Raw genomic sequence first — 20,781 nt, 5'->3', positions numbered from 1 at the left:
GGAAAATGTGACCAGCGAGTCTCGAACCTCGCCAGAGTTAAGTGGCAGCCACTTTAATGCAATCGCTGCCTCCTAGACTAACGTTGAACCACAAGGTTGTGGCGAAGGTCATTACTCGCGACTGCCCCTAGTTGAATAACAAGCCAAACGGAGCTTACCCATGGCGTTCTTTACGGCGGCCAGCAAAGCCGATTTTCAGCATCATCTGCAAACGGCGCTGGCGCAGCACGTCAGTGAACAGGCTTTGCCACAAATGGCCCTGTTCGCCGAACAATTCTTCGGCATCATCGCCCTGGAGGAGCTGACCCAGCGTCGCCTCTCCGATCTGGTCGGCTGCACATTGTCGTCCTGGCGCGTACTGGAACGTTTCGATTCGGCCAAGCCCGAGGTGCGGGTATTCAACCCCGATTATGAAAAGCACGGCTGGCAGTCGACCCACACCGCCGTGGAAATCCTCCACAGCGACATCCCGTTCCTGGTCGACTCGGCGCGCATGGAGCTGAACCGTCGCGGTTACAGCATCCACACCCTGCAGAACAGCGTGTTCAGCGTACGCCGCAACAAGAATGGCGACTTGCTGGAAATCCTGCCCAAGGGGACCCAGGGCAAGGACGTGCGCCAGGAAGCCCTGATGTTCCTGGAGATTGACCGCTGCGCCAACACCGGCGAGCTGAAGACCCTGGAGAAAACCCTGCACGAGGTGTTCCGCGACGTACGCATGAGCGTTGCCGATTTCCAGCCGATGAAGGCCAAGGCCAAGGAACTGCTGGCCTGGCTGGACAAGGCCAAACTCAAGGCCGAAGGGGCCGAGCTGGACGAGATCAAGGTGTTTATGAACTGGTTGCTCGACGACCACTTCACCTTCCTCGGCTACGAAGAATTCACCGTGGTCGATGTGCCCGGTGGCGGCAGCATGCAGTATGACGAGGGCTCCCTGCTCGGCCTGTCCAAGCGCCTGCGCACCGGCCTGAAAGCCGATGAGCTGCATATCGAACCCGAGGCGGTGGCCTACCTGCGCGAGCCGCAGCTGCTGTCCTTCGCCAAGGCCGCCGTACCGAGCCGCGTACACCGTCCGGCCTACCCGGATCTGGTGTCGATCCGCGAGCTGGACAGCAAGGGCCGGGTGGTCAAGGAATGCCGCTTTATGGGCCTGTACACCTCGGCGGTGTACGCCGAAAGCGTATGGAACATTCCCTATATCCGCCGCAAGGTCGAGGTGATCGAGCTGCGGGCCGGTTTCGGTAGCAGCGCCCACCTGGGCAAGGAGCTGGCCCAGGTATTGGAAGTGTTGCCGCGCGACGATCTGTTCCAGACCTCGGTGGATGAGCTGTTCAACACCGCCATGGCCATCGTGCAGATCCAGGAGCGCAACAAGATCCGTGTGTTCCTGCGCCGCGATCCCTATGGCCGTTTCTGCTACTGCCTGGCCTATGTGCCGCGTGATGTCTACTCCACCGAAACCCGGATGAAGATCCAGCAGGTGCTGATGGAGCGCCTGCAGGCCACCGATTGCGAGTTCTGGACCTTCTTCTCCGAGTCGGTGCTGGCGCGGGTGCAGTTTATCCTCAAGGTCGACCCGAAAAACCGCGTGCAGATCGATCCGCTGCGCCTGGAGAAGGAAGTTATCCAGGCCTGCCGTTCGTGGAAGGACGATTACGCCAGCCTGATGGTCGAAAGCCTCGGCGAAGCCCAGGGCACCGAGGTGCTGAGCGAATTCCCCGATGGTTTCCCCGCCGGTTACCGCGAGCGTTTCGCCCCGCATTCGGCGGTGGTGGACATGCAGCATATCCTCAGTCTGAACAGCGAACGCCAGCTGGTGATGAGCTTCTATCAGCCGCTGACCCAGGATGGCCAGCAACTGCATTGCAAGCTGTACCACGCCGACACGCCGCTGCCGCTGTCGGACGTCCTGCCGGTTCTGGAGAACCTCGGCCTGCGCGTGCTCGGCGAGTTCCCCTACAAGCTGCGCCGCGCCGATGGCCGCGAGTTCTGGATCCACGACTTTGCCTTCACCTACGCCGAAGGCCTGGATGTGGATATCCAGCAGCTCAACGACACCCTGCAGGATGCCTTCGTCAATATCGTCGGTGGCGCGGCGGAGAACGACGGCTTCAATCGTCTGGTGCTGATGGCCGCCATGCCCTGGCGCGACGTGGCCCTGCTGCGCGCCTACGCACGTTACCTCAAGCAGATCCGCCTCGGCTTCTCGCTGAGCTATATCGCCGCCACCCTGGTCAACCATGCCGATATCGCCAAGGAACTGGTGCGTCTATTCAAGACCCGCTTCTACCTGGCGCGCAAGCTCACCGCCGGTGACCTGGACGACAAGCAGCAGAAGCTCGAACAGGCCATCCTCGTCGCCCTGGACAACGTCGCGGTGCTCAACGAGGACCGCATCCTGCGCCGCTACCTGGACCTGATCAAGGCCACCCTGCGCACCAACTTCTACCAGACCGATGCCAGCGGCGTGGCCAAGAGCTACTTCAGCTTCAAGCTCAACCCGCGGGCGATTCCGGATATTCCGCGGCCGATGCCGAAGTTCGAGATCTTCGTCTACAGCCCGCGTGTCGAAGGTGTGCACCTGCGCTTTGGCGACGTCGCCCGCGGCGGTCTGCGCTGGTCGGATCGTGAGGAGGACTACCGCACCGAAGTGCTGGGCCTGGTCAAGGCGCAGCAGGTGAAGAACGCGGTGATCGTGCCAATGGGGGCCAAGGGTGGCTTCGTGCCGCGGCGGATGCCGCTTGGCGGTTCGCGCGACGAGGTGCTGGCCGAGGGCATCGCCTGCTACCGGATCTTTATCAGCGGTCTGCTGGATATCACCGACAACCTCAAGGAAGGGGCCGTGGTACCGCCGCAGAACGTGGTGCGCCACGATGGCGACGATCCCTATCTGGTGGTGGCCGCGGACAAGGGCACCGCGACCTTCTCCGATATCGCCAACGGCATTGCCGCCGACTATGGCTTCTGGCTGGACGATGCCTTCGCCTCGGGCGGCTCGGCCGGCTACGACCACAAGGGCATGGGCATCACCGCCAAGGGGGCCTGGGTCTCGGTGCAGCGCCACTTCCGTGAGCGCGGCATCGACGTGCAGAAGGACAACGTCACGGTGATCGGTGTCGGCGATATGGCCGGCGACGTGTTCGGCAACGGCCTGCTGCTGTCGAAAAGCCTGCAGCTGGTGGCGGCCTTCAACCATATGCATATCTTTATCGACCCCAACCCGGATGCGGCCAAGAGCTTTGTCGAACGCCAGCGTCTGTTCGACCTGCCGCGCTCCAGCTGGAGCGACTACGACAGCTCGCTGATCTCCGAGGGCGGCGGCATCTTCCTGCGCAGTGCCAAGAGCATCGCCATCAGCCCGCAGATGAAAGAGCGTTTCGATATCAGCGCCGACAAACTGGCCCCCACCGAGCTGCTCAACGCGCTGCTCAAGGCCCCGGTGGACCTGTTGTGGAACGGCGGTATCGGCACCTACGTCAAGTCCAGCAAGGAAAGCCATGCCGACGTCGGCGACAAGGCCAACGACCTGCTCCGGGTCGACGGTCGCGAGCTGCGCGCCAAGGTGGTGGGCGAGGGCGGTAACCTCGGCATGACCCAGCTGGGACGCGTCGAGTTCGGCTTGACGGGTGGCGCGAGCAACACCGACTTTATCGACAACGCCGGTGGCGTGGACTGTTCCGACCACGAGGTCAATATCAAGATCCTGCTCGGCGAGATCGTCGCCGCCGGCGATATGACCGGCAAGCAGCGCAACAAGCTGCTGGTGGAAATGACCGATGCGGTCGGCGGCCTGGTGCTGGGCAACAACTACAAGCAGACCCAGGCGCTGTCCCTGGCCGAACGCCGCGCCCGCGAGCGGGCGGGCGAGTACAAGCGCCTGATGACGGCACTCGAGGGGGCTGGCAAGCTGGATCGGGCCCTGGAGTTCCTGCCCAGTGACGACGAGCTCAACGAACGCGCCAACAACGGCCAGGGGCTGACCCGGGCGGAGCTGTCGGTGCTGATTTCCTACAGCAAGATCGACCTCAAGGAGTCCCTGCTCAAGTCCCAGGTACCGGACGACGAGTACCTGGCGCGGGAAATGGAAACCGCCTTCCCGCCGCTGCTGGCGCAGAAGTTCGGCGAGCCGATGCGTCGCCATCGCCTCAAGCGCGAAATCGTCAGCACCCAGATCGCCAACGACCTGGTCAACCATATGGGCATCACCTTCGTGCAGCGCTTGAAGGAGTCCACCGGCATGAGCGCGGCCAATGTCGCCGGTGCCTATGTCATCGTCCGCGACGTGTTCCGCCTGCCGCACTGGTGGCAGCAGATCGAGGCCCTGGACCACCAGGTGTCGGCCGACCTGCAGTTGCAGCTGATGGACGAGCTGATGCGTCTGGGCCGCCGGGCCACTCGCTGGTTCCTGCGCAGCCGTCGCAACGACCTGGATGCGGCCCGTGACGTGGCGCATTTCGCGCCGCGTATCGAAGCCCTGGCCATGCGCCTGGACGAGCTGCTCGAGGGCCCGGCCCGCGAGCATTGGCTGGCACGCTTCCACGCCTATATGGAGGCCGGTGTGCCGGAGGTGCTGGCGCGGGTCGTCGCCGGTACCAGCCATCTGTACACCCTGCTGCCGATCATCGAGGCCTCCGATGTGACGGGGCAGGAGCCGGCCCGGGTGGCTGCGGCCTACTTCGCGGTTGGCGGTTCGCTGGAGCTGTCCTGGTACCTGCAGCAGATCACCGGTCTGCCGGTGGAAAACAACTGGCAGGCCCTGGCCCGGGAAGCCTTCCGCGACGATCTGGACTGGCAGCAGCGCGTCATCACCGTGTCGGTGCTGCAGATGGCCGAGGCCCCGACGGATATCGAGGAGCGTGCCGGCGTGTGGCTGGATCAGCACCGTCGTCTGGTCGATCGCTGGAAGCTGATGCTTAGCGAACTGCGTTCGGCCACCACCACCGATTACGCCATGTATGCCGTGGCCAACCGGGAGCTGATGGACCTGGCGCAAAGCGCCTGATAGAAGCAGTAGCCCGGATGGGCTCCGGGCTACTGCTGGTGACAACCCATCTCAGTAGGTTGGCGTTGAGCGCAGCGAAGCCCAACAGCTGATGGCATGACATTGGGCAATAGGCGATGGCATGACACGTTGGGCTTCGTCGCTGCGCGCCTCAACCCAACCTACGCACTACGAAAAACGCCGCGATTCCTATTGGGGTCGCGGCGTTTTTTTATCTGCCTAGCTGAACGGCATTTGGGCTACTGCTTTCGTTCAGGCTGGCCTGCACCTACTTAGTCGTCGAAGTCTATCCAGCCGCCCATTTCTTTCCAGCGATTGACGATGCCGCAGAACAGTTCGGCGGTCTTCTCGGTGTCGTAGCGGGCCGAGTGCGCTTCCTTGCCGTCGAAGTCGATATCGGCGGCCTGGCAGGCTTTGGCCAGTACGGTCTGACCGTAGGCGAGGCCGGCCAGGGTAGCGGTGTCGAAGCTGGAGAAGGGGTGGAAGGGGTTGCGCTTGATGCCGGTGCGGGCCACTGCGGCATTGAGGAAACCGAGGTCGAAGCTGCTGTTGTGGCCGACCAGGATTGCCCGCTTGCAGCTGTTGGCTTTCAGCGATTTGCGCAGGCCGCGGAAGATTTCCGTCAGGGCGTGCTCTTCAGTGACGGCCATGCGCAGCGGGTGGTCGAGTTTGATGCCGGTGAAATCCAGCGCCGCCTGCTCGATATTCGCCCCGGCGAAGGGCTCGACCCGGAAGAAATGGGTGTGGTCGGGGTAGAGGAAACCCTGCTCGTCCATGGCGATGGTGGTGGCGGCGATTTCCAGCAGGGCATCGGTGGCGCAGTTGAAACCGCCGGTCTCGACGTCCACAACCACCGGCAGGTAGCCGCGGAAACGCGCGGCCATGGGGTGGCGCGGGCCTGAGGGGCTGCTTTCCAGTTCGTCGTCGTAGAGGTCTTCGCTCACGCCTTCTCCTCCAGCAAACGCCAGCGCAGGGTTTCACCGGCACGCAGTGGAATGACGCGTTGTTCGCCCAGCGGCAGGCTGGCCGGGGCGGTCCAGTCTTCGCGCACCAGGGTGATGGTTTCGCGGTTGCGCGGCAGGCCGTAGAAGTCCGGACCGTTGAGGCTGGCGAAGGCCTCCAGCTTGTCCAGGGCGTTGCGCTGCTCGAAGGCCTCGGCATACAGCTCGATGGCGGCATAGGCGCTGTAGCAGCCGGCGCAGCCGCAGGCGGCTTCCTTGGCGTGCTGGGCGTGGGGGGCCGAGTCGGTGCCGAGGAAGAACTTGGGGTTGCCGCCGGTGGCGGCATCCAGCAGGGCTTCCTGGTGGGTATTGCGCTTGAGAATCGGCAGGCAATAGAAGTGCGGGCGAATACCGCCGACCAGCATATGGTTGCGGTTGTACAGCAGGTGATGGGCGGTGATGGTCGCACCGACGTTGGCCGAGGCACCTTGCACGAACTCCACCGCATCGCGGGTGGTGATATGTTCGAACACCACCTTCAGGCTCGGGAAGCGCTCGACCACCCGGCTGAGCTGCTCATCGATAAAGTATTTTTCGCGGTCGAATACGTCGATCTCGCTGCGCGTCACTTCACCATGCACCAGTAGCGGCAGGCCGATCTCGGCCATGGCCTCGAGTGCCGGGAAAATCTTGTCGATGCTGGTGACGCCGGAGTCGGAGTTGGTGGTGGCTCCGGCCGGGTAGAGCTTGGCCGCGTGGACAAAGCCCGATGCCTTGGCCGTGCGCACGTCGTCCGGGCTGGTCAGGTCGGTGAGGTAGAGCACCATCAGCGGCTCGAAGCGGCTGCCGGCTGGGCGCGCGTCGATGATGCGCTGGCGATAGGCATCGGCTTCGCTGGCGTTGCGTACCGGCGGCACCAGGTTGGGCATGATGATGGCGCGGCCGAAGGTACGGGCTACATCGGCGACCGTATGCGGCAATACGGCACCGTCACGCAGGTGGATATGCCAGTCGTCGGGACGCAGCAGGGTAAGGCGGTCAGTCATGGAGGCTTCCAGGCGGGCGAAACGTGGCGAGAATGCTACCGGAAAAGGCTTGTGGCGGCACGCTGAAAGCGGCCCCGGACGACAATCTCGGACGGATGCCGTGGGCGCTTGGCGTGCCGAGCAGTGCGCACATGGCCGCCAGGCCTCAAGTTTTCCCGCCAGGCACCGATAGCCAGGGCGTAAGCCGTATTCCTGGGAGCCTGTCGTGCGACGTTATCCACTCGTCCTGCTTTGCCTGCTGGCCTGTCAGCCAGTGCTGGCCATTAGTTTCCAGACCCGCCTGGAGAAGGTCGAATGGCAGATCGAGGGCGATCAGTTCGAGTGTCGCCTGAGCCAACCGATTACCGATTTCGGCGCGGGGGTGTTCGTGCGCCGGGCGGGCGAGCAGGTGACCTTTCGCATGCAGGCCCGCGAGCGCTGGCTGGGGGCGGGCTCGGCGACCCTGCTGGCCGCCGCCGCACCCTGGCAGCCGGGGCGCGGCGATATCAACCTGGGCGCGGTCAGCGTCGGTTCCTCCGAGGTGCTGTTCAACAGCTCCCAGGAGCAGGGCGCACGTCTGCTGGCCGGCTTGCTCGAAGGCCGTAGCCCGCTGTTGCGCCACCGTACCGCCCAGGGCGGCGAAGCCATCGAGGTGCGCCTGCTGCCGGCACGCTTCAACAAGGCCTACAACGACTACCTCGATTGCACGGCCAAACTGCTGCCGGTGAATTTCGATCAGGTGCGCCGCAGCCAGGTGGGCTTTCCGGGCGGCGGGGTGGACCTCGAGCCAATGGCCCAGGCCAAGCTCGATATCATCCTCAGCTTTCTCAAGGCCGACCCCAGCGTCAATCGTATTCAGCTCGATGGTCATGCCGACAACAGCGGCAATCGCCTGATCAATCGCGACCTGTCGCGCCGCCGTGCCCTGGCCGTGATGGAATACCTCAAGGCCAACGGCGTGCCGGCCGAAAACATCACCCTGCGTTTCCATGGCGAGCGCTACCCGCTGGTGCCGAATAACAGCGAGGCCAACCGGGCGAAGAACCGCCGCGTCAGTATGCAGCTCGAGCGCGCCCCCGAGGCCCCGTCCGCCGAGGTCCCGGACGCCGCCGAGGGCACGCCTGGCGCGTCCTCCTGAGTCCAGGGAAAGCGCCTGACGGACGACAGAAGCTGTCGCTTGGTCGTCTCAGGCTGTCGCGGCCCTGTAAATTGACCGCCGAGGCCAGTAGAATCACGGGTTTTCCCGCACAACCCCGTGGAGTTGATGGCATGGCCGACGTAAACAAGGTAGTCCTGGCATATTCCGGTGGCCTGGACACTTCCGTGATCCTCAAGTGGCTGCAAGACACCTATAACTGCGAAGTGGTGACCTTCACCGCGGATCTCGGCCAGGGTGAGGAAGTCGAGCCGGCCCGCGCCAAGGCCCAGGCCATGGGCGTCAAGGAAATCTACATCGACGACCTGCGCGAAGAGTTCGTGCGCGATTTCGTTTATCCGATGTTCCGTGCCAACACCGTCTACGAAGGCGAGTACCTGCTGGGTACCTCCATCGCCCGCCCGCTGATCGCCAAGCGCCTGATCGAAATCGCCAACGAGACCGGTGCCGACGCCATCTCCCATGGTGCCACCGGCAAGGGCAACGATCAGGTGCGTTTCGAACTGGGTGCCTACGCGCTCAAGCCCGGCGTGAAAGTCATCGCCCCGTGGCGCGAGTGGGATCTGCTGTCGCGCGAGAAGCTGATGGATTACGCCGCCAAGCACGAAATCCCGATCGAGCGTCACGGCAAGAAGAAGTCGCCGTACTCCATGGACGCCAACCTGCTGCACATCTCCTATGAAGGCGGCGTGCTGGAAGACACCTGGACCGAGCACGAAGAAGACATGTGGAAGTGGACCGTCTCCCCCGAGGCGGCACCGGATACCCCAACCTATATCGAACTGACCTACCGCGCCGGTGACATCGTCGCCATCGACGGCAAGGACATGAGCCCGGCCACCGTGCTGGCCGAACTGAACCGCATTGGCGGCGAGAACGGTATCGGTCGTCTGGATATCGTCGAGAACCGCTTCGTCGGCATGAAGTCCCGTGGCTGCTATGAGACTCCCGGTGGCACCATCATGCTCAAGGGCCACCGCGCCATTGAGTCGATCACCCTGGACCGCGAAGTCGCTCACCTCAAAGACGAGCTGATGCCGAAATACGCCAGCCTGATCTACAACGGTTTCTGGTGGAGCCCGGAGCGTCTGATGCTGCAACAGATGATCGACGCGTCCCAGGCCAATGTGAACGGCGTGGTGCGCATGAAGCTGTACAAGGGCAACGTGATCATCACCGGTCGCAAGTCCGATGATTCGCTGTTCGACGCCAATATCGCCACCTTCGAAGAAGATGGCGGCGCGTACAACCAGGCGGACGCCGCTGGCTTTATCAAGCTCAATGCCCTGCGCATGCGCATCGCAGCGGGCAAAGGGCGCAAACTGCTCTGAGGCTGATGTAGGCGCGAGCTTGCTCGCGAAACGATCGCGAGCAAGCTTGCTCCTACAGGCAAAACGCAGCCCCGGCCATAAGCCGGGGTTTGCATTTATAGCCCGCAAGATGGGCAATGATGAGGAGAACCCCGATGAGACTGCTGCACACCATGCTGCGCGTCGGCGATCTGGATAAATCCATCGCCTTCTACACCGAAGTACTGGGCATGACCCTGCTGCGGCGCAAGGACTACCCGGAAGGGCAGTTCACCCTGGCCTTCGTCGGCTACGGCGATGAAGCGCACAACAGCGTGATCGAACTGACCCATAACTGGGGCGTGGACAGCTACGAACTTGGCAGCGGCTACGGCCATATCGCCCTGGAAGTGGCCGATGTGTACAAGGCCTGTGAGGACATTCGCGGTCGCGGCGGCAAGATCACCCGCGAGCCGGGGCCGATGAAGCACGGCAGCAGCATTCTGGCCTTCGTCGAAGACCCCGACGGCTACAAGATCGAACTGCTGTCGCCGTCGCGCGCCGACTGACAGCTGCTAGACTTTGTAAGTAATGGCTTACAAGGTTAATGGCAGTTTTGCCAGGCCAGGCGAGGTGTTCCATGGCGAGCGAGAACTATGCACAGCGGCTGATTCAGGCCGTGCAGGAGTTGTCCATGGCAAGGAGTCTGGATGCGGTTGCGGAAGTCGTGCGCCATGCGGCGCGCGAGTTGGTCGGTGCCGACGGTGCCACCTTCGTCCTGCGTGACGGCGAGCAGTGTTTCTACAAGGACGAGAACGCCATCAGCCCGCTGTGGAAGGGCCAGCGCTTTCCCCTGCAGGCCTGCATCAGTGGTTGGGCCATGCTCAATCGCGAGGCTACGGTCATCGAAGATATCTATCTGGATGCGCGCATCCCCCATGCCGCCTATCGACCGACCTTCGTCAAGAGCCTGGTCATGGTACCTATCCGTACCCTGGAGCCCATAGGCGCTATCGGCACCTATTGGGCTAGCCAGCACCGCGCGACGGCGGCTCAGGTCGAGATGCTCCAGGCCCTGGCCGATGCCACCTCGGTGGCGCTGGAAAACGTTCAGGTGTATGCCGAGCTGGAGCGTCGGGTGGCGGAGCGCACCGCGCAACTGGCCGAGGCCAATAAGCGCTTGCGTGCCGAGATAGTGGAGCGCGAACGAGCCGAGCAGGCGGTGCGACAGCTGTCGCTGACCGATGAATTGACCGGTCTCTACAACAGGCGCGGCTTTCTGCTGCTGGCCGAGCGCGAGCTGGAAGCGGCGCGGCGACGCAACGGGCGCAGCCTGCTGCTGTATGTCGACCTGGATTATCTGAAGCAGGCCAACGATCGTTTTGGCCATGCGGTGGGCGATGCCATGCTGATCGATGCGGCTCGGGTGCTGCGGTCCTTGTTCCGCCCTACCGATGTGGTGGCTCGCCTGGGCGGCGATGAGTTCGTGGTGCTGGCTTGCCATTACAGCAGCAGCGAAGAGGTGCTACAGCGGCTGGACAAGGCCGTGGCGACCTTCTGCCGCAATAGCGGCCGGAAATTGTCGCTGAGTGTCGGCATTGCCGAGTCGTCGTTGCTGGCTGACGAGAGCCTGGAGCAGTTGCTGGCCCAGGCCGATGCCGCCATGTACGCCAACAAGTGCGCGAGGCGCAATTTACAGGTCGCGAGCTGAGTAAGGCTTGCAGCAACGAAAAAGCCCCGCTGATTAGCGGGGCTTTCTATAACTGGCTGGGACTTACAGGTCGAAATCGTATTCGGTCAATTGTTTGTTCAGACGTCGCTCGTCGAGAAAGTTATCGATGATGCGACGCTTGGTCAGGTTGGTTTTTGCCACCTCGACCGGGGCTTCCGTATCCTCGGCTTCTTCAGCAACAAAGTCTTCATCGAGTTCAAGATCTTCTTTCGCGGTGCTCATCTTTTACACTCCTGGCTACAGGGGCCATTTGCGCACCTTATAGCGGCAAAACCTGTGCAGGTAAAAAAGATTTTTTCAATCGTATTATCGGCTGGCTGAATAGCCGCTCAATCGTCGGAGGTTTTCTGCTTGTATTCGCACAGGTCTTCGATCCGGCAACTGCCGCAACGCGGCTTGCGCGCCTGGCACACATAGCGGCCATGCAGGATCAGCCAGTGATGGGCGTCGAGGAGAAACTCCTTGGGTACGAACTTCAGCAGCTTCTTTTCCACCTCGACGACATTCTTGCCGGGGGCGATGCCGGTGCGGTTACTGACCCGGAAAATATGCGTGTCCACGGCCATGGCTAACTGGCGGAAGGCGGTATTGAGTACCACGTTGGCGGTCTTGCGGCCGACCCCGGGCAGGGCTTCCAAGGCTTCGCGGGTTTCGGGAACCTGGCTGCCATGCCGCTCGATCAGCAATCGGCAGGTTTCGATCACGTTCTTCGCCTTGCTGTTGTACAGGCCGATGGTCTTGATGTATTCGCTCAAGCCTTCGACGCCCAGGGCGTAGATCGCTTCGGGGGTATTGGCCACCGGGAACAGCTTGGCGGTGGCCTTGTTGACGCTGACGTCGGTGGCCTGGGCCGAAAGCGTCACCGCGATCAGCAGTTCGAAGGGCGAGCTATAGGCCAGTTCGGTTTTCGGCTCGGGGTCGTCTTCGTGCAGGCGGCGGAAGATCTCGTAGCGCTTGGCCGCGTTCACTCGATCACTCCGGTCACCCGCACCCGACGACTTTGTACCGGCACCTCGACCTGGCGCGCCTTGGCCCGTTCGGCCAGCACTTCATCCACGCGGTTTTTGCAGGCGATCAGCAAGCCGAGGACGATAAAGGCCCCCGGCGGCAGGATGGCCAGCAGAAAGCCTCGGTACTCGGGGATCACCGTCAGCTGCCAGTCGGCGGCAAGCGGGCCGAACAGCAGGTGCATATTGGCGAACAGCACGCCGGTGCCGAACAGCTCGCGCAGGGCTCCGATCATCACCAGCACCGCGCCGAAGCCCAGGCCCATCACCAGGCCGTCATAGGCGGAGCGGGCCGGGTCGTTCTTCGCCGCGAAACCGTCGGCGCGGCCGAGGATCACGCAGTTGGTGGTGATCAGCGGGATAAAGATGCCGAGGATCTGGTACAGCTCGTAGGTGAAGGCCTGCATCAGCAGTTCGATGCAGGTGGTCAGGGCGGCGATGATCATCACGAAGGCCGGTAGCCGTACCGCGGTGTTGACCACCCCGCGCACCAGCGATACAGCGGTGTTGGAGCAGATCAGCACCACCGCGCTGGCCAGTGCCAGGCCGAGGGCGTTGACCGTGGAGTTGCTCACCCCCAGCAGCGGGCAGAGGCCGAGCAACTGCACCAGAGCCGGGTTGTTCTTCCACAGGCCGTTAAGGGTGATATCGCGGTAACTGGGGCTAGCCATTGGACTTCACCTGGGCTGCGAACAGCTGCTGCTTATGGGCATCGAAATACTGCAGGGCCTTGTGCACGGCCTTGACCACCGCGCGTGGGGTGATGGTGGCACCGGCAAACTGGTCGAACTGGCCGCGGTCCTTCTTCACCGCCCAGCCGGCTTCGTCTGGCGCTTGCAGCGAGCGCCCGGCAAAGCCATGGATCCAGGGGCTCTTGGCCAATTCGATCTTGTCGCCCAGGCCCGGGGTTTCCCGGTGGTTGAGCACACGTACGCCGGCCAGACGGCCATCGACCTGGATGCCGATCAGCAACTGGATCGCGCCGCTGTACCCGTCCGGAGCGGTGGCGCGCAGGATAATGGCGCTGGGCTGGCCATTCTTCAGGGCGATATAGGCGGGTTGCGGCGACTTGCTGCCGAGCAGCAGCGGGTCATGCAACTGGATGCTGTGGTCAAGCAGCTGGTTGTCGTAGCTGTCCTGAGGCAGGATTTCGCTCAGGGCGCGGACCTGGGCCGCGCGCTCGGAGGCGGCGATACGCCCGGCAGTGTTCTGTTGCAACAGGGCCACCAGGCCCACGGTGGCAATGGCGAACAGGCCGAGTACCAGGCTGTTCTTCAGCATCGAGCGGCTAATTTCAGGCAGGGCCACGGTCACTCTCCCAACTTGAAGCCGCGAGTCGGCTTGCGGTGGCCATAGGTGCGTGGCCGCGTGTAGTAGTCGATGGTCGGTGCCGCCAGGTTCATCAGCAGCACGGCGAAGGCCACGCCGTCCGGGTAACCGCCCCAGGCGCGGATCACATAGACCAGCACGCCGACGCCGACGCCGAAGAGCAGTCGGCCGAGGTTGCTGGTTGCGCCGCTGACCGGGTCGGTGACGATAAAGAAGGCCCCCAGCATGGTCGCGCCGGTAAGCAGATGAAACAGCGGCGAGCCGTGGGAGTCCGAGCCCGAACCGTTCCAGAACAGCAGGCTCATCAGGGCCAGGGCGGCGAGCATGCCCACCGGCGCATGCCAGCTGAACAGACGCTTGTGCAGCAGGTACAGACCGCCGGCGAGGAAGGCCAGGTTGACCGCTTCGGTGGCTGCCCCGCCGAGATAGCCGAACGCTGGGTTCTGCACCCACAGCTCGTCCATAGTCAGGCTCTTGTTGATCTTCAGGGCGTCCAGGGCGGTGGCCTGGGCCCAGCCATCGGGCAGGTTGGCGAGGCCGAGAATCTGTTGCAGGCCTTCGAGCAGGCCGACCGTATGGGGTGCTGGCCAACTGGTCATTTCCACCGGGAAGGAAATCAGCACCACCACATAGCCGAGCATGGCCGGGTTGAAGGGATTCTGCCCGAGGCCGCCATACAGCTGTTTGCCGAATACCACGGCAAAGCCGGTGGCCACTAACGTCAGCCACCAGGGCGAGTAGGGCGGCAGCGCCAGGGCCAGCAGCACGGCGGTGACCAGCACGCTGTAGTCCTTGAGAAAGAAGGCCAGCGGGCGCTTGCGCAGGGCCAGGATGGCGGCCTCGAAGCCCAGGGCGCAGGCGCTGGCCCAGAGCAGGTTGATCAGGGTGCCGGCACCGAATAGCCAGGTCAGGGCCAGGATGCCCGGCACCGTGGCCAGCAGCACCTGCAGCATGACCTGCTGGGTGCGGTTGCTGCCCTTGGCGTGGGGCGATGTGATGCGGGGCAGGGCCATTGGTGCTCCGGTGGATGTTTGGGTTGGCTGCGCAGGGCTGTTATCAGCTGCCTGCGTGTTCCTGTAGTTTGCTTTCGGCGTCCGTCAGGCGCTGGCGTGCGGCGCTCAGGGCATCGGCGGCACTGCTGTCGTCGCGCTCCAGTTTGCGCAGGTCGGCACGGGCGAAGGCCACCTCGGTTTTCAGTGCGCGGGTGGTTTCGTCGATGGGCTGCTTGTCGGTGCGTACCAGCTCTGGTGCGGGCTTGGCGGATGCATCCTCGGCCTGATGCAGGGCCTGTTCGGCCTGCGCCAATGCGCTGCGCAGGCTATCGAGCGTGGCGTCGTCACTGCCGGCCTTCTCGGCTTTCTTCAGTTCGGCGCGTTTCATCGCCAGTTCGATCTTGGCCTTTTTCAGTGCCTCGTCGCCGGCTGGCTTGGCCAGCGCAGCGGGGGGCTGTTGCTGCAGACTGGCCAGGACCTTCTCGGCCTCTTCCCGGAGTTGGCGCAGATGGGCGATTTCCGCCTGCTGGTCGTCATCGGGGTTTTCCAGCTTCTCCAGCTTGCGTAGCTGAGCCTTGAGCATGGCGGCGTCGATTTTGGCTTTTTTCAGCGCTTCGTCGCTGACCGGCGTGGCCGTCGGCGCTGGGGGCTGGGTTTCCAGCTCGATCAGGTGTTTCTCGGCCGCTTCCAGTTGTTGGCGGACACGGGCCCGTTCGGTCTGTTGTTCTTCGTCCGGGTTTTCCAGCTTCTCCAGCTTGCGCAGCTGGGCCTTGAGCATGGCAGCGTCGATCTTGGCTTTTTTCAGCGCGCCATCGTCGGTAGCCGCTTTGGCCACGGGAGCGGCCGCCGGTGCTTGGGCGTCGAGGCTGGCCAGGAGTTTTTCCGCGGCTTCCAGCTGGCTGCGCAATTGCGGTAGTTCGGCCTGCTGCTCGGGGCTGGGCGCTTCGAGTCTTTCCAGCTTGCGCAGTTGGGCGCGGAGCATGGCAGCGTCGATTTTGGCTTTTTTCAGCGCGCCATCGTCGGCAGCAGCGGGGGGCGCGGCAGGGGCTGGCGGATTGGCGGCCATGGCCGTATCGAGCGCCTGCTGGGCGGCGGCCGCGGCGCTGCGCAGCTCGTCGACCTGGGCCTGCAGCTCGGGGCTGGCATGGGCGGCCAGCTGTTTCTCGGCCTTTTTCAGGGCGACCTGGGCCATGCTGGCTTCGATCTTGAGTTTCTTCTGCTCGTCACTCGGGCCGGCCGGTTTGGCGGCGGCTGTATCGCTGCTGGCCGCAGCCGTTGCGGCTTGGGCCTGAGCGGCCTTGGCTTGGGCCGCTTTGGCGGCGCGGGCCTGGCGCTCGGCTTCCTTCTGCTCCTCGGCACGGCGCAGGCGTTCCTGGCGCAGTTCGAAGCGCTGTTTCGACTGCTCGGCCTTGAGCTGTTTCTGTTCCAGGTCGCGAATCTCGCCCTTGGCGGCGCGGTAGTACTGCACCAGGGGGATGCTCGACGGGCAGACATAGGCGCAGGCACCGCATTCGATGCAGTCGAACAGGTTATGTGCCCTGAGCTGCTCGTGTTCCTGGCCGATGGCGAAGAAATGCAGCTGCTGCGGCAATAGGCTGGCCGGGCAGACCTCGGCACATTCGCCGCAGCGGATGCAGGGCATGGCCGGCGGCGGCGCGGGCAACTCGGCCGCGGTCGATGCCAACAGGCAGTTGGTGGTCTTGATCAGCGGTACGGCGAAGTCGGGCAGGGTAAAGCCCATCATCGGCCCGCCCATGATCAGGCGGTTCAGCTTGTCGCGGTCGAGGCCGGCAAACTCCAGCAGTTCGCCCACCGGGGTGCCCAGCAGCACCTCGACGTTCATCGGCCGCGCCAGGGCTTCGCCGGTGAGGGTGGTGATGCGCGAAATCAGCGGTTTGCCATTGATCACCGCGTCATGAATGGCCACGCAGGTGCCGACGTTCTGGCAGAGGATGCCGATATCCGCGGGCAGGCCACCGGAGGGTACTTCCACGCCGGTGAGAATCTGGATCAGCTGCTTCTCGCCGCCCGAGGGGTATTTGGTCGGGAACACCTTGAGCTGATAGCTGCGCTCGCTCAGGGCCGCACGCAGCGCGGCGATGGCTTCGGGCTTGTTGTCTTCGACGCCGATCAGCACCTGGTCGGGCTGGATCAGCTGGGCGAGGATGTCGATGCCCGAGATCAGCGCGCTCGCGCGCTCGCGCATCAGCAGATCATCGGCGCTGATATAGGGTTCGCACTCGGTGCCGTTGATGATCAGGGTGTGGGTCTTCTGCGTCGGCCGCGCGTTGAGCTTGACCGCCGTGGGGAAGCCCGCGCCGCCCAGGCCGCTGATGCCGGCCTGGCGAATCAGCTCCAGTAGGGCCGTGGTCTCCAGGTGCCGATAGTCCGCGCAGGGTGTCAGTTCGCACCACTGCTCCAGGCCGTCGCTGTCGATGACGATGGCCGGGGCGAGCATGCCGGATACGTGAGGGTAAGGTTGCGGGCCGATCAAAGTCACGGTGCCGGACGTCGGCGCATGCACCGGTACGCTGACAAAGCCATTGGCGGCGGCGATCAGCTGGCCTTTGAGCACGCGTTCGCCCACGGCCACCACCGGCTCGGCCGCCGCGCCTATATGCTGGTTAAGCGGCAGGACCAGGCGCTTGGGCAGCGGTGCGGGTTGAATCGGCGTGCGGTTGGACAGCTCCTTGCGCTCGGCCGGGTGAATGCCGCCCGGGATATCCCAGATGCGTTGTTGCGCGCTCATGCTGCCTGCTCCCGGTCCGAGGCAATCAGTTGGCCGGGGGCCAGGGGTTTTTCCCATTTCCAGCTCTGTACCGTGCTGCCCACTTCGAGCATGTCGATGCAGTCCACCGGGCAGGGCTCGACGCACAGGTCGCAGCCGGTGCACTCGCTGACGATCACCGTGTGCATCTGCTTGGCCGCGCCGACGATGGCGTCCACCGGGCAGGCCTGGATGCACTTGGTGCAGCCGATGCACTCGGCTTCGCGGATATAAGCGACCATCTGCGGTTTCTCGCCTTCCACGGCGTCCAGCGGCTCCGCTTCGACGTCGAGCAGGTCGGCCAGGGCGGCGATGGTCGCTTCGCCGCCGGGTGGGCATTTGTTGATCTTGTCGCCACCGGCAATCGCCTCGGCGTAGGGCTTGCACCCCGGATAGCCGCACTGGCCGCACTGGGTTTGCGGCAGCAGGGCATTGATCTGCTCGGCAATCGGGTTGCCTTCGACCTTGAAACGCACCGCGGCGAAACCGAGGATGGCCCCGGCCAGCAGGCACAGGCCGAGCAGCGCCAGAACGGCGATCAGGACCAGGCTCATAGCTTGATCAGCCCGGTAAAGCCCATAAAGGCCAGAGACATCAGCCCGGCGGTGATCATGCCGATGGCTGCACCCTGGAAGGACTTGGGCACGTCGGCGATGGCAATGCGTTCACGCATGGCGGCGAACAGCACCAGCACCAGGGAGAAGCCGATACCGGCGGCAAAGCCGTTGGCGGTGGCGCTGATAAAGGTGAACTCGGCCTTGTTGGCGTTGAGCAGGGCCACGCCCAAAACGATGCAGTTGGTGGTGATCAGCGGCAGAAAGATGCCCAGTACGCGGTACAGCAGCGGACTGGTCTTGTTCACCACCATCTCGGTGAACTGCACCGTAACGGCAATCACCAGGATAAAGCTGATGGTGCGCAGGTACTCGATATCCAGCGGCTTGAGCACGTACTGCTGGACCAGGTAGCTGCACATGGCGGCCAGGGTCAGGACGAAGGTGGTGGCCAGGGACAGGCCGATGGCCGTCTCGATCTTCTTCGACACGCCCATAAAGGGGCACAGGCCGAGGAACTGTACCAGCACGAAGTTGTTGACCAGGATGGCGCTGACCATGATCAAGGCGAGTTCGGTCATTGCAGGTTCCATTGATGGGCAGGTAAAAGCCCGTACCCTCATCCTGCGCTACGCGCCACCTTCTCCCGGGGTAGAAGGTTAAAAGGATGACGTCGCTGCGCGACTTACTATGTTCAAGGGCGGCTATTATCGGTAAGCCGATCCAGCCAGACAAGCTGGATCAGCCCCCCTGAGGTGTTGGCATAAGGCTAGCGCAGCCTGAAGTCGCTGGCTGCGCTATTGGGTCGCAGGTTTATTTGACCCGCTGGCCCGGCTTGGCACCGCTATCGGGGCTGAGCAGGTAGATCTCTTCGCCGCCGGGGCCGGCTGCCAGGACCATGCCTTCGCTGATACCGAACTTCATCTTGCGCGCCGCCAGGTTGGCCACGTACAGGGTCAGACGGCCTTCCAGCTTGCTCGGGTCCGGGTAGGCGCTCTTGATCCCGCTGAACACGTTGCGTTTGGCATCGCCGATATCCAGGGTCAGGCGCAGCAGCTTGTCGGCCCCCTCGACGAACTCGCATTTTTCGATCAGGGCGATACGCAGATCGACCGCGGCGAAAGCGTCGAAGGCGATTTCGGCGGCCAGTGGGTCTTTAGCCAGTTCGCCGTTGCCTGCGGCGGCAGGGGCGGCTTCGCTGGCGGCCAGGTCTTCTTTGGAGGCTTCGATCATGGCGTCGATTTTCGCAGGCTCGATACGGGTCAGCAGGGCGCTGAAGGGGTTCAGTTGGTGATTGGCCAGCAGCGTTTGCTGGTCGTCCCAGGTCAGAGGCGCGACATTGAGGAAGGCCTCGGCATCGCTGGCGAGTTTGGGCAGCACCGGCTTGAGGAAGATCACCAGCTGGCGGAACAGGTTCACGCCCAGGGCGCAGATGGCCTGCACCTCGTCCTGCTTGCCGTCCTGTTTGGCCAGGGACCAGGGGGCCTTGTCGGCGATCCAGGCGTTGGCGCGGTCGGCCAGGGCCATGATCTCGCGCATGGCGCGGGCAAAATCGCGGGCCTCGTAGGCTTCGGCGATGCTCGGTGCGGCGGCGGTAAAGGCTTCGGTCAGTTCCGGGGCGGCATTGCCGGCGACCAGCAGACCGCTGTTGCCTTTGTGGATAAACCCGGCGCAACGGCTGGCGATATTCACCACCTTGCCGACCAGGTCGGAGTTGACCTTCTGCACGAAGTCTTCCAGGTTCAGGTCGAGGTCATCGACGCCGCGACCGAGTTTGGCTGCGTAGTAGTAGCGCAGGTACTCGGGGTTCAGATGGTCCAGATAGGTGCGCGCCTTGATAAAGGTGCCGCGCGACTTGGACATCTTCTGCCCGTTGACCGTCAGGTAGCCGTGCACGGCGACCGCGGTCGGCTTGCGGAAACCCGCACCTTCGAGCATGGCCGGCCAGAACAGGGCGTGGAAGTTGACGATGTCCTTGCCGATAAAGTGGTACAGCTCGGCAGTGGAATCCTTGCCCCAGAAGGCATCGAAATCCAGCTCGGGCGTGCGTGCGCAGAGGTTCTTGAAACTGGCCATATAGCCGATCGGCGCGTCCAGCCAGACGTAGAAGTACTTACCTGGTTCGTCCGGAATCTCGAAGCCGAAGTAGGGCGCGTCACGGCTGATATCCCATTCCTGCAGGCCGGAATCGAGCCACTCGGCGATCTTGTTGGCCACCGCGTCCTGCAGTGCGCCGCCGCGGGTCCAGCTTTTCAGCATGGCCTCGAAGTCCGGCAGCTTGAAGAAGAAGTGCTTGGAGTCGCGCAGCTCAGGTACTGCACCGGAGATCGCCGAGCGTGGGTTCTTCAGCTCGGTCGGCTCGTAGGTGGCCCCGCATTTCTCGCAGTTGTCGCCGTATTGATCCTCGGCCGCGCACTTGGGGCAGGTGCCCTTGATAAAGCGGTCGGCGAGGAACATGCCCTTCTCGGGGTCGAAGTACTGGGTCACCGAGCGGGTGGCGATATGCCCGGCGTCGCGCAGCTTCAGGTAGATGGCGGCCGACAGCTCGCGGTTCTCTTCCGAGTGGGTCGAATGGTAGTTGTCGAAGTTCACCCCGAAGTCGGCGAAATCGGCGGTGTGTTCGGCCTGAACATTGGCGATCAGTTGTTCCGGGGTGATGCCTTCCTTCTCGGCGCGCAGCATGATCGCCGAGCCATGGGCGTCGTCGGCGCAGACGTAGATGGCCTGGTTGCCGCGCAGCTTCTGGAAGCGCACCCACATGTCGGTCTGGATGTACTCGAGCATATGGCCAAGGTGGATCGAACCGTTGGCATAGGGCAGGGCGCTGGTAACGAGAATCTTGCGGGCTTCGCTCATGGGGATCGGCTGCACTGGTAACTCAGGGAAGCCGGTAACTATAAAGCAGCTGCAAGCTGCAAGCCACAAGCCGCAGGCCTGCGGGGTGGAAAACTGCATGGCGGTTGTCGTCGTGAGCGGCGTCGGCGGCG

The 20,781-nt window shown here is 63.4% G+C and carries 16 protein-coding genes; 5 read left to right on the top strand and 11 right to left on the bottom strand.

Going from position 1 to position 20,781, the window contains the following annotated elements:
- The first annotated feature begins 160 nt into the window (after positions 1–160).
- Positions 161–5,002, top strand: a complete 4,842-nt coding sequence (locus AACY13_RS17285; protein ID WP_339462814.1) for an NAD-glutamate dehydrogenase — start codon at positions 161–163, stop codon at positions 5,000–5,002.
- A 272-nt stretch (positions 5,003–5,274) separates the two neighbouring features.
- On the opposite strand, the gene rnt is transcribed toward AACY13_RS17285, so the two are convergent.
- Together rnt and pyrC are read right to left on the bottom strand one after the other, a co-directional pair.
- Positions 5,275–5,946 carry a ribonuclease T gene (gene rnt / locus AACY13_RS17280; protein ID WP_339462813.1) on the bottom strand — a complete coding sequence of 224 codons (672 nt, stop codon included), beginning with the start codon at positions 5,944–5,946 and terminating at the stop codon, positions 5,275–5,277.
- Positions 5,943–6,989, bottom strand: a complete 1,047-nt coding sequence (pyrC, locus tag AACY13_RS17275) for a dihydroorotase (RefSeq protein ID WP_339462812.1) — start codon at positions 6,987–6,989, stop codon at positions 5,943–5,945. Before pyrC ends, rnt begins: the two co-directional genes overlap by 4 nt.
- A 205-nt stretch (positions 6,990–7,194) precedes the next feature.
- On the opposite strand from pyrC, the gene AACY13_RS17270 reads away from it, so the two are divergent.
- From AACY13_RS17270 to AACY13_RS17255, 4 genes are all read left to right on the top strand, one after another.
- Positions 7,195–8,106 carry a flagellar protein MotY gene (locus AACY13_RS17270; RefSeq protein WP_339462811.1) on the top strand — a complete coding sequence of 304 codons (912 nt, stop codon included), beginning with the start codon at positions 7,195–7,197 and terminating at the stop codon, positions 8,104–8,106.
- A gap of 131 nt (positions 8,107–8,237) precedes the next feature.
- Positions 8,238–9,455 (top strand): argininosuccinate synthase, encoded by a 1,218-nt coding sequence (locus AACY13_RS17265; protein WP_339462810.1) that lies wholly within the window; start codon positions 8,238–8,240, stop codon positions 9,453–9,455.
- Positions 9,456–9,589: 134 nt separating this feature from the next.
- Positions 9,590–9,982 (top strand): lactoylglutathione lyase, encoded by a 393-nt coding sequence (gene gloA / locus AACY13_RS17260; RefSeq protein ID WP_339462809.1) that lies wholly within the window; start codon positions 9,590–9,592, stop codon positions 9,980–9,982.
- Positions 9,983–10,107: 125 nt separating this feature from the next.
- A complete protein-coding gene (locus AACY13_RS17255; RefSeq protein ID WP_339462808.1) occupies positions 10,108–11,124 on the top strand; it encodes a GGDEF domain-containing protein in 1,017 nt (338 codons plus the stop codon).
- Between the two features lie 63 nt (positions 11,125–11,187).
- Here the strand turns inward: AACY13_RS17255 and AACY13_RS17250 are convergent, their stop codons facing one another.
- The 9 genes from AACY13_RS17250 to metG all read right to left on the bottom strand — a co-directional run bounded on the left by AACY13_RS17250 (position 11,188) and on the right by metG (position 20,650).
- Complete coding sequence (locus AACY13_RS17250; protein ID WP_339462807.1) at positions 11,188–11,367, bottom strand: PA3496 family putative envelope integrity protein; 180 nt, start codon at positions 11,365–11,367, stop codon at positions 11,188–11,190.
- A gap of 107 nt (positions 11,368–11,474) precedes the next feature.
- A complete protein-coding gene (gene nth, locus AACY13_RS17245) occupies positions 11,475–12,113 on the bottom strand; it encodes an endonuclease III (protein WP_339462806.1) in 639 nt (212 codons plus the stop codon).
- Positions 12,110–12,823 (bottom strand): electron transport complex subunit E, encoded by a 714-nt coding sequence (locus tag AACY13_RS17240; protein ID WP_339462805.1) that lies wholly within the window; start codon positions 12,821–12,823, stop codon positions 12,110–12,112. Before AACY13_RS17240 ends, nth begins: the two co-directional genes overlap by 4 nt.
- The gene (gene rsxG, locus AACY13_RS17235) at positions 12,816–13,433 is read right to left on the bottom strand and encodes an electron transport complex subunit RsxG (RefSeq protein ID WP_339462982.1); all 618 of its coding nucleotides are present in this window, start codon (positions 13,431–13,433) and stop codon (positions 12,816–12,818) included. Before rsxG ends, AACY13_RS17240 begins: the two co-directional genes overlap by 8 nt.
- A gap of 29 nt (positions 13,434–13,462) precedes the next feature.
- Complete coding sequence (locus tag AACY13_RS17230; protein WP_339462804.1) at positions 13,463–14,494, bottom strand: RnfABCDGE type electron transport complex subunit D; 1,032 nt, start codon at positions 14,492–14,494, stop codon at positions 13,463–13,465.
- A 43-nt stretch (positions 14,495–14,537) separates the two neighbouring features.
- Positions 14,538–17,222 carry an electron transport complex subunit RsxC gene (gene rsxC / locus AACY13_RS17225; RefSeq protein WP_339462803.1) on the bottom strand — a complete coding sequence of 895 codons (2,685 nt, stop codon included), beginning with the start codon at positions 17,220–17,222 and terminating at the stop codon, positions 14,538–14,540.
- Positions 17,219–17,794, bottom strand: a complete 576-nt coding sequence (rsxB, locus tag AACY13_RS17220) for an electron transport complex subunit RsxB (protein ID WP_339462802.1) — start codon at positions 17,792–17,794, stop codon at positions 17,219–17,221. The genes rsxC and rsxB overlap by 4 nt, the downstream gene beginning before the upstream one ends.
- Positions 17,791–18,375 carry an electron transport complex subunit RsxA gene (gene rsxA / locus AACY13_RS17215; protein WP_339462801.1) on the bottom strand — a complete coding sequence of 195 codons (585 nt, stop codon included), beginning with the start codon at positions 18,373–18,375 and terminating at the stop codon, positions 17,791–17,793. Before rsxA ends, rsxB begins: the two co-directional genes overlap by 4 nt.
- A gap of 232 nt (positions 18,376–18,607) precedes the next feature.
- Entirely contained in the window at positions 18,608–20,650 is a 2,043-nt protein-coding gene (metG, locus tag AACY13_RS17210; RefSeq protein WP_339462800.1) for a methionine--tRNA ligase, read from the bottom strand.
- Positions 20,651–20,781: the final 131 nt, after the last annotated feature.

This window comes from Pseudomonas sp. EA_105y_Pfl2_R69 (genome assembly GCF_963970915.1).
Classification (GTDB): Bacteria; Pseudomonadota; Gammaproteobacteria; order Pseudomonadales; family Pseudomonadaceae; genus Aquipseudomonas.
The sequence above is the reverse complement of the archived record's forward strand: the minus strand, read 5'-3'. Positions and strand labels throughout refer to the sequence as shown.

Coding starts and splice junctions, on each gene's coding strand:
- rsxA (WP_339462801.1), bottom strand. CDS start 18,375: ATGACCGAACTCGCCTTGATCATGGTCAGCGCCATCCTGGTCAACAAC.
- AACY13_RS17285 (WP_339462814.1), top strand. CDS start 161: ATGGCGTTCTTTACGGCGGCCAGCAAAGCCGATTTTCAGCATCATCTG.
- rsxB (WP_339462802.1), bottom strand. CDS start 17,794: ATGAGCCTGGTCCTGATCGCCGTTCTGGCGCTGCTCGGCCTGTGCCTG.
- AACY13_RS17265 (WP_339462810.1), top strand. CDS start 8,238: ATGGCCGACGTAAACAAGGTAGTCCTGGCATATTCCGGTGGCCTGGAC.
- AACY13_RS17230 (WP_339462804.1), bottom strand. CDS start 14,494: ATGGCCCTGCCCCGCATCACATCGCCCCACGCCAAGGGCAGCAACCGC.
- AACY13_RS17250 (WP_339462807.1), bottom strand. CDS start 11,367: ATGAGCACCGCGAAAGAAGATCTTGAACTCGATGAAGACTTTGTTGCT.
- rsxG (WP_339462982.1), bottom strand. CDS start 13,433: ATGCTGAAGAACAGCCTGGTACTCGGCCTGTTCGCCATTGCCACCGTG.
- rsxC (WP_339462803.1), bottom strand. CDS start 17,222: ATGAGCGCGCAACAACGCATCTGGGATATCCCGGGCGGCATTCACCCG.
- metG (WP_339462800.1), bottom strand. CDS start 20,650: ATGAGCGAAGCCCGCAAGATTCTCGTTACCAGCGCCCTGCCCTATGCC.
- AACY13_RS17255 (WP_339462808.1), top strand. CDS start 10,108: ATGGCAAGGAGTCTGGATGCGGTTGCGGAAGTCGTGCGCCATGCGGCG.
- pyrC (WP_339462812.1), bottom strand. CDS start 6,989: ATGACTGACCGCCTTACCCTGCTGCGTCCCGACGACTGGCATATCCAC.
- AACY13_RS17240 (WP_339462805.1), bottom strand. CDS start 12,823: ATGGCTAGCCCCAGTTACCGCGATATCACCCTTAACGGCCTGTGGAAG.
- gloA (WP_339462809.1), top strand. CDS start 9,590: ATGAGACTGCTGCACACCATGCTGCGCGTCGGCGATCTGGATAAATCC.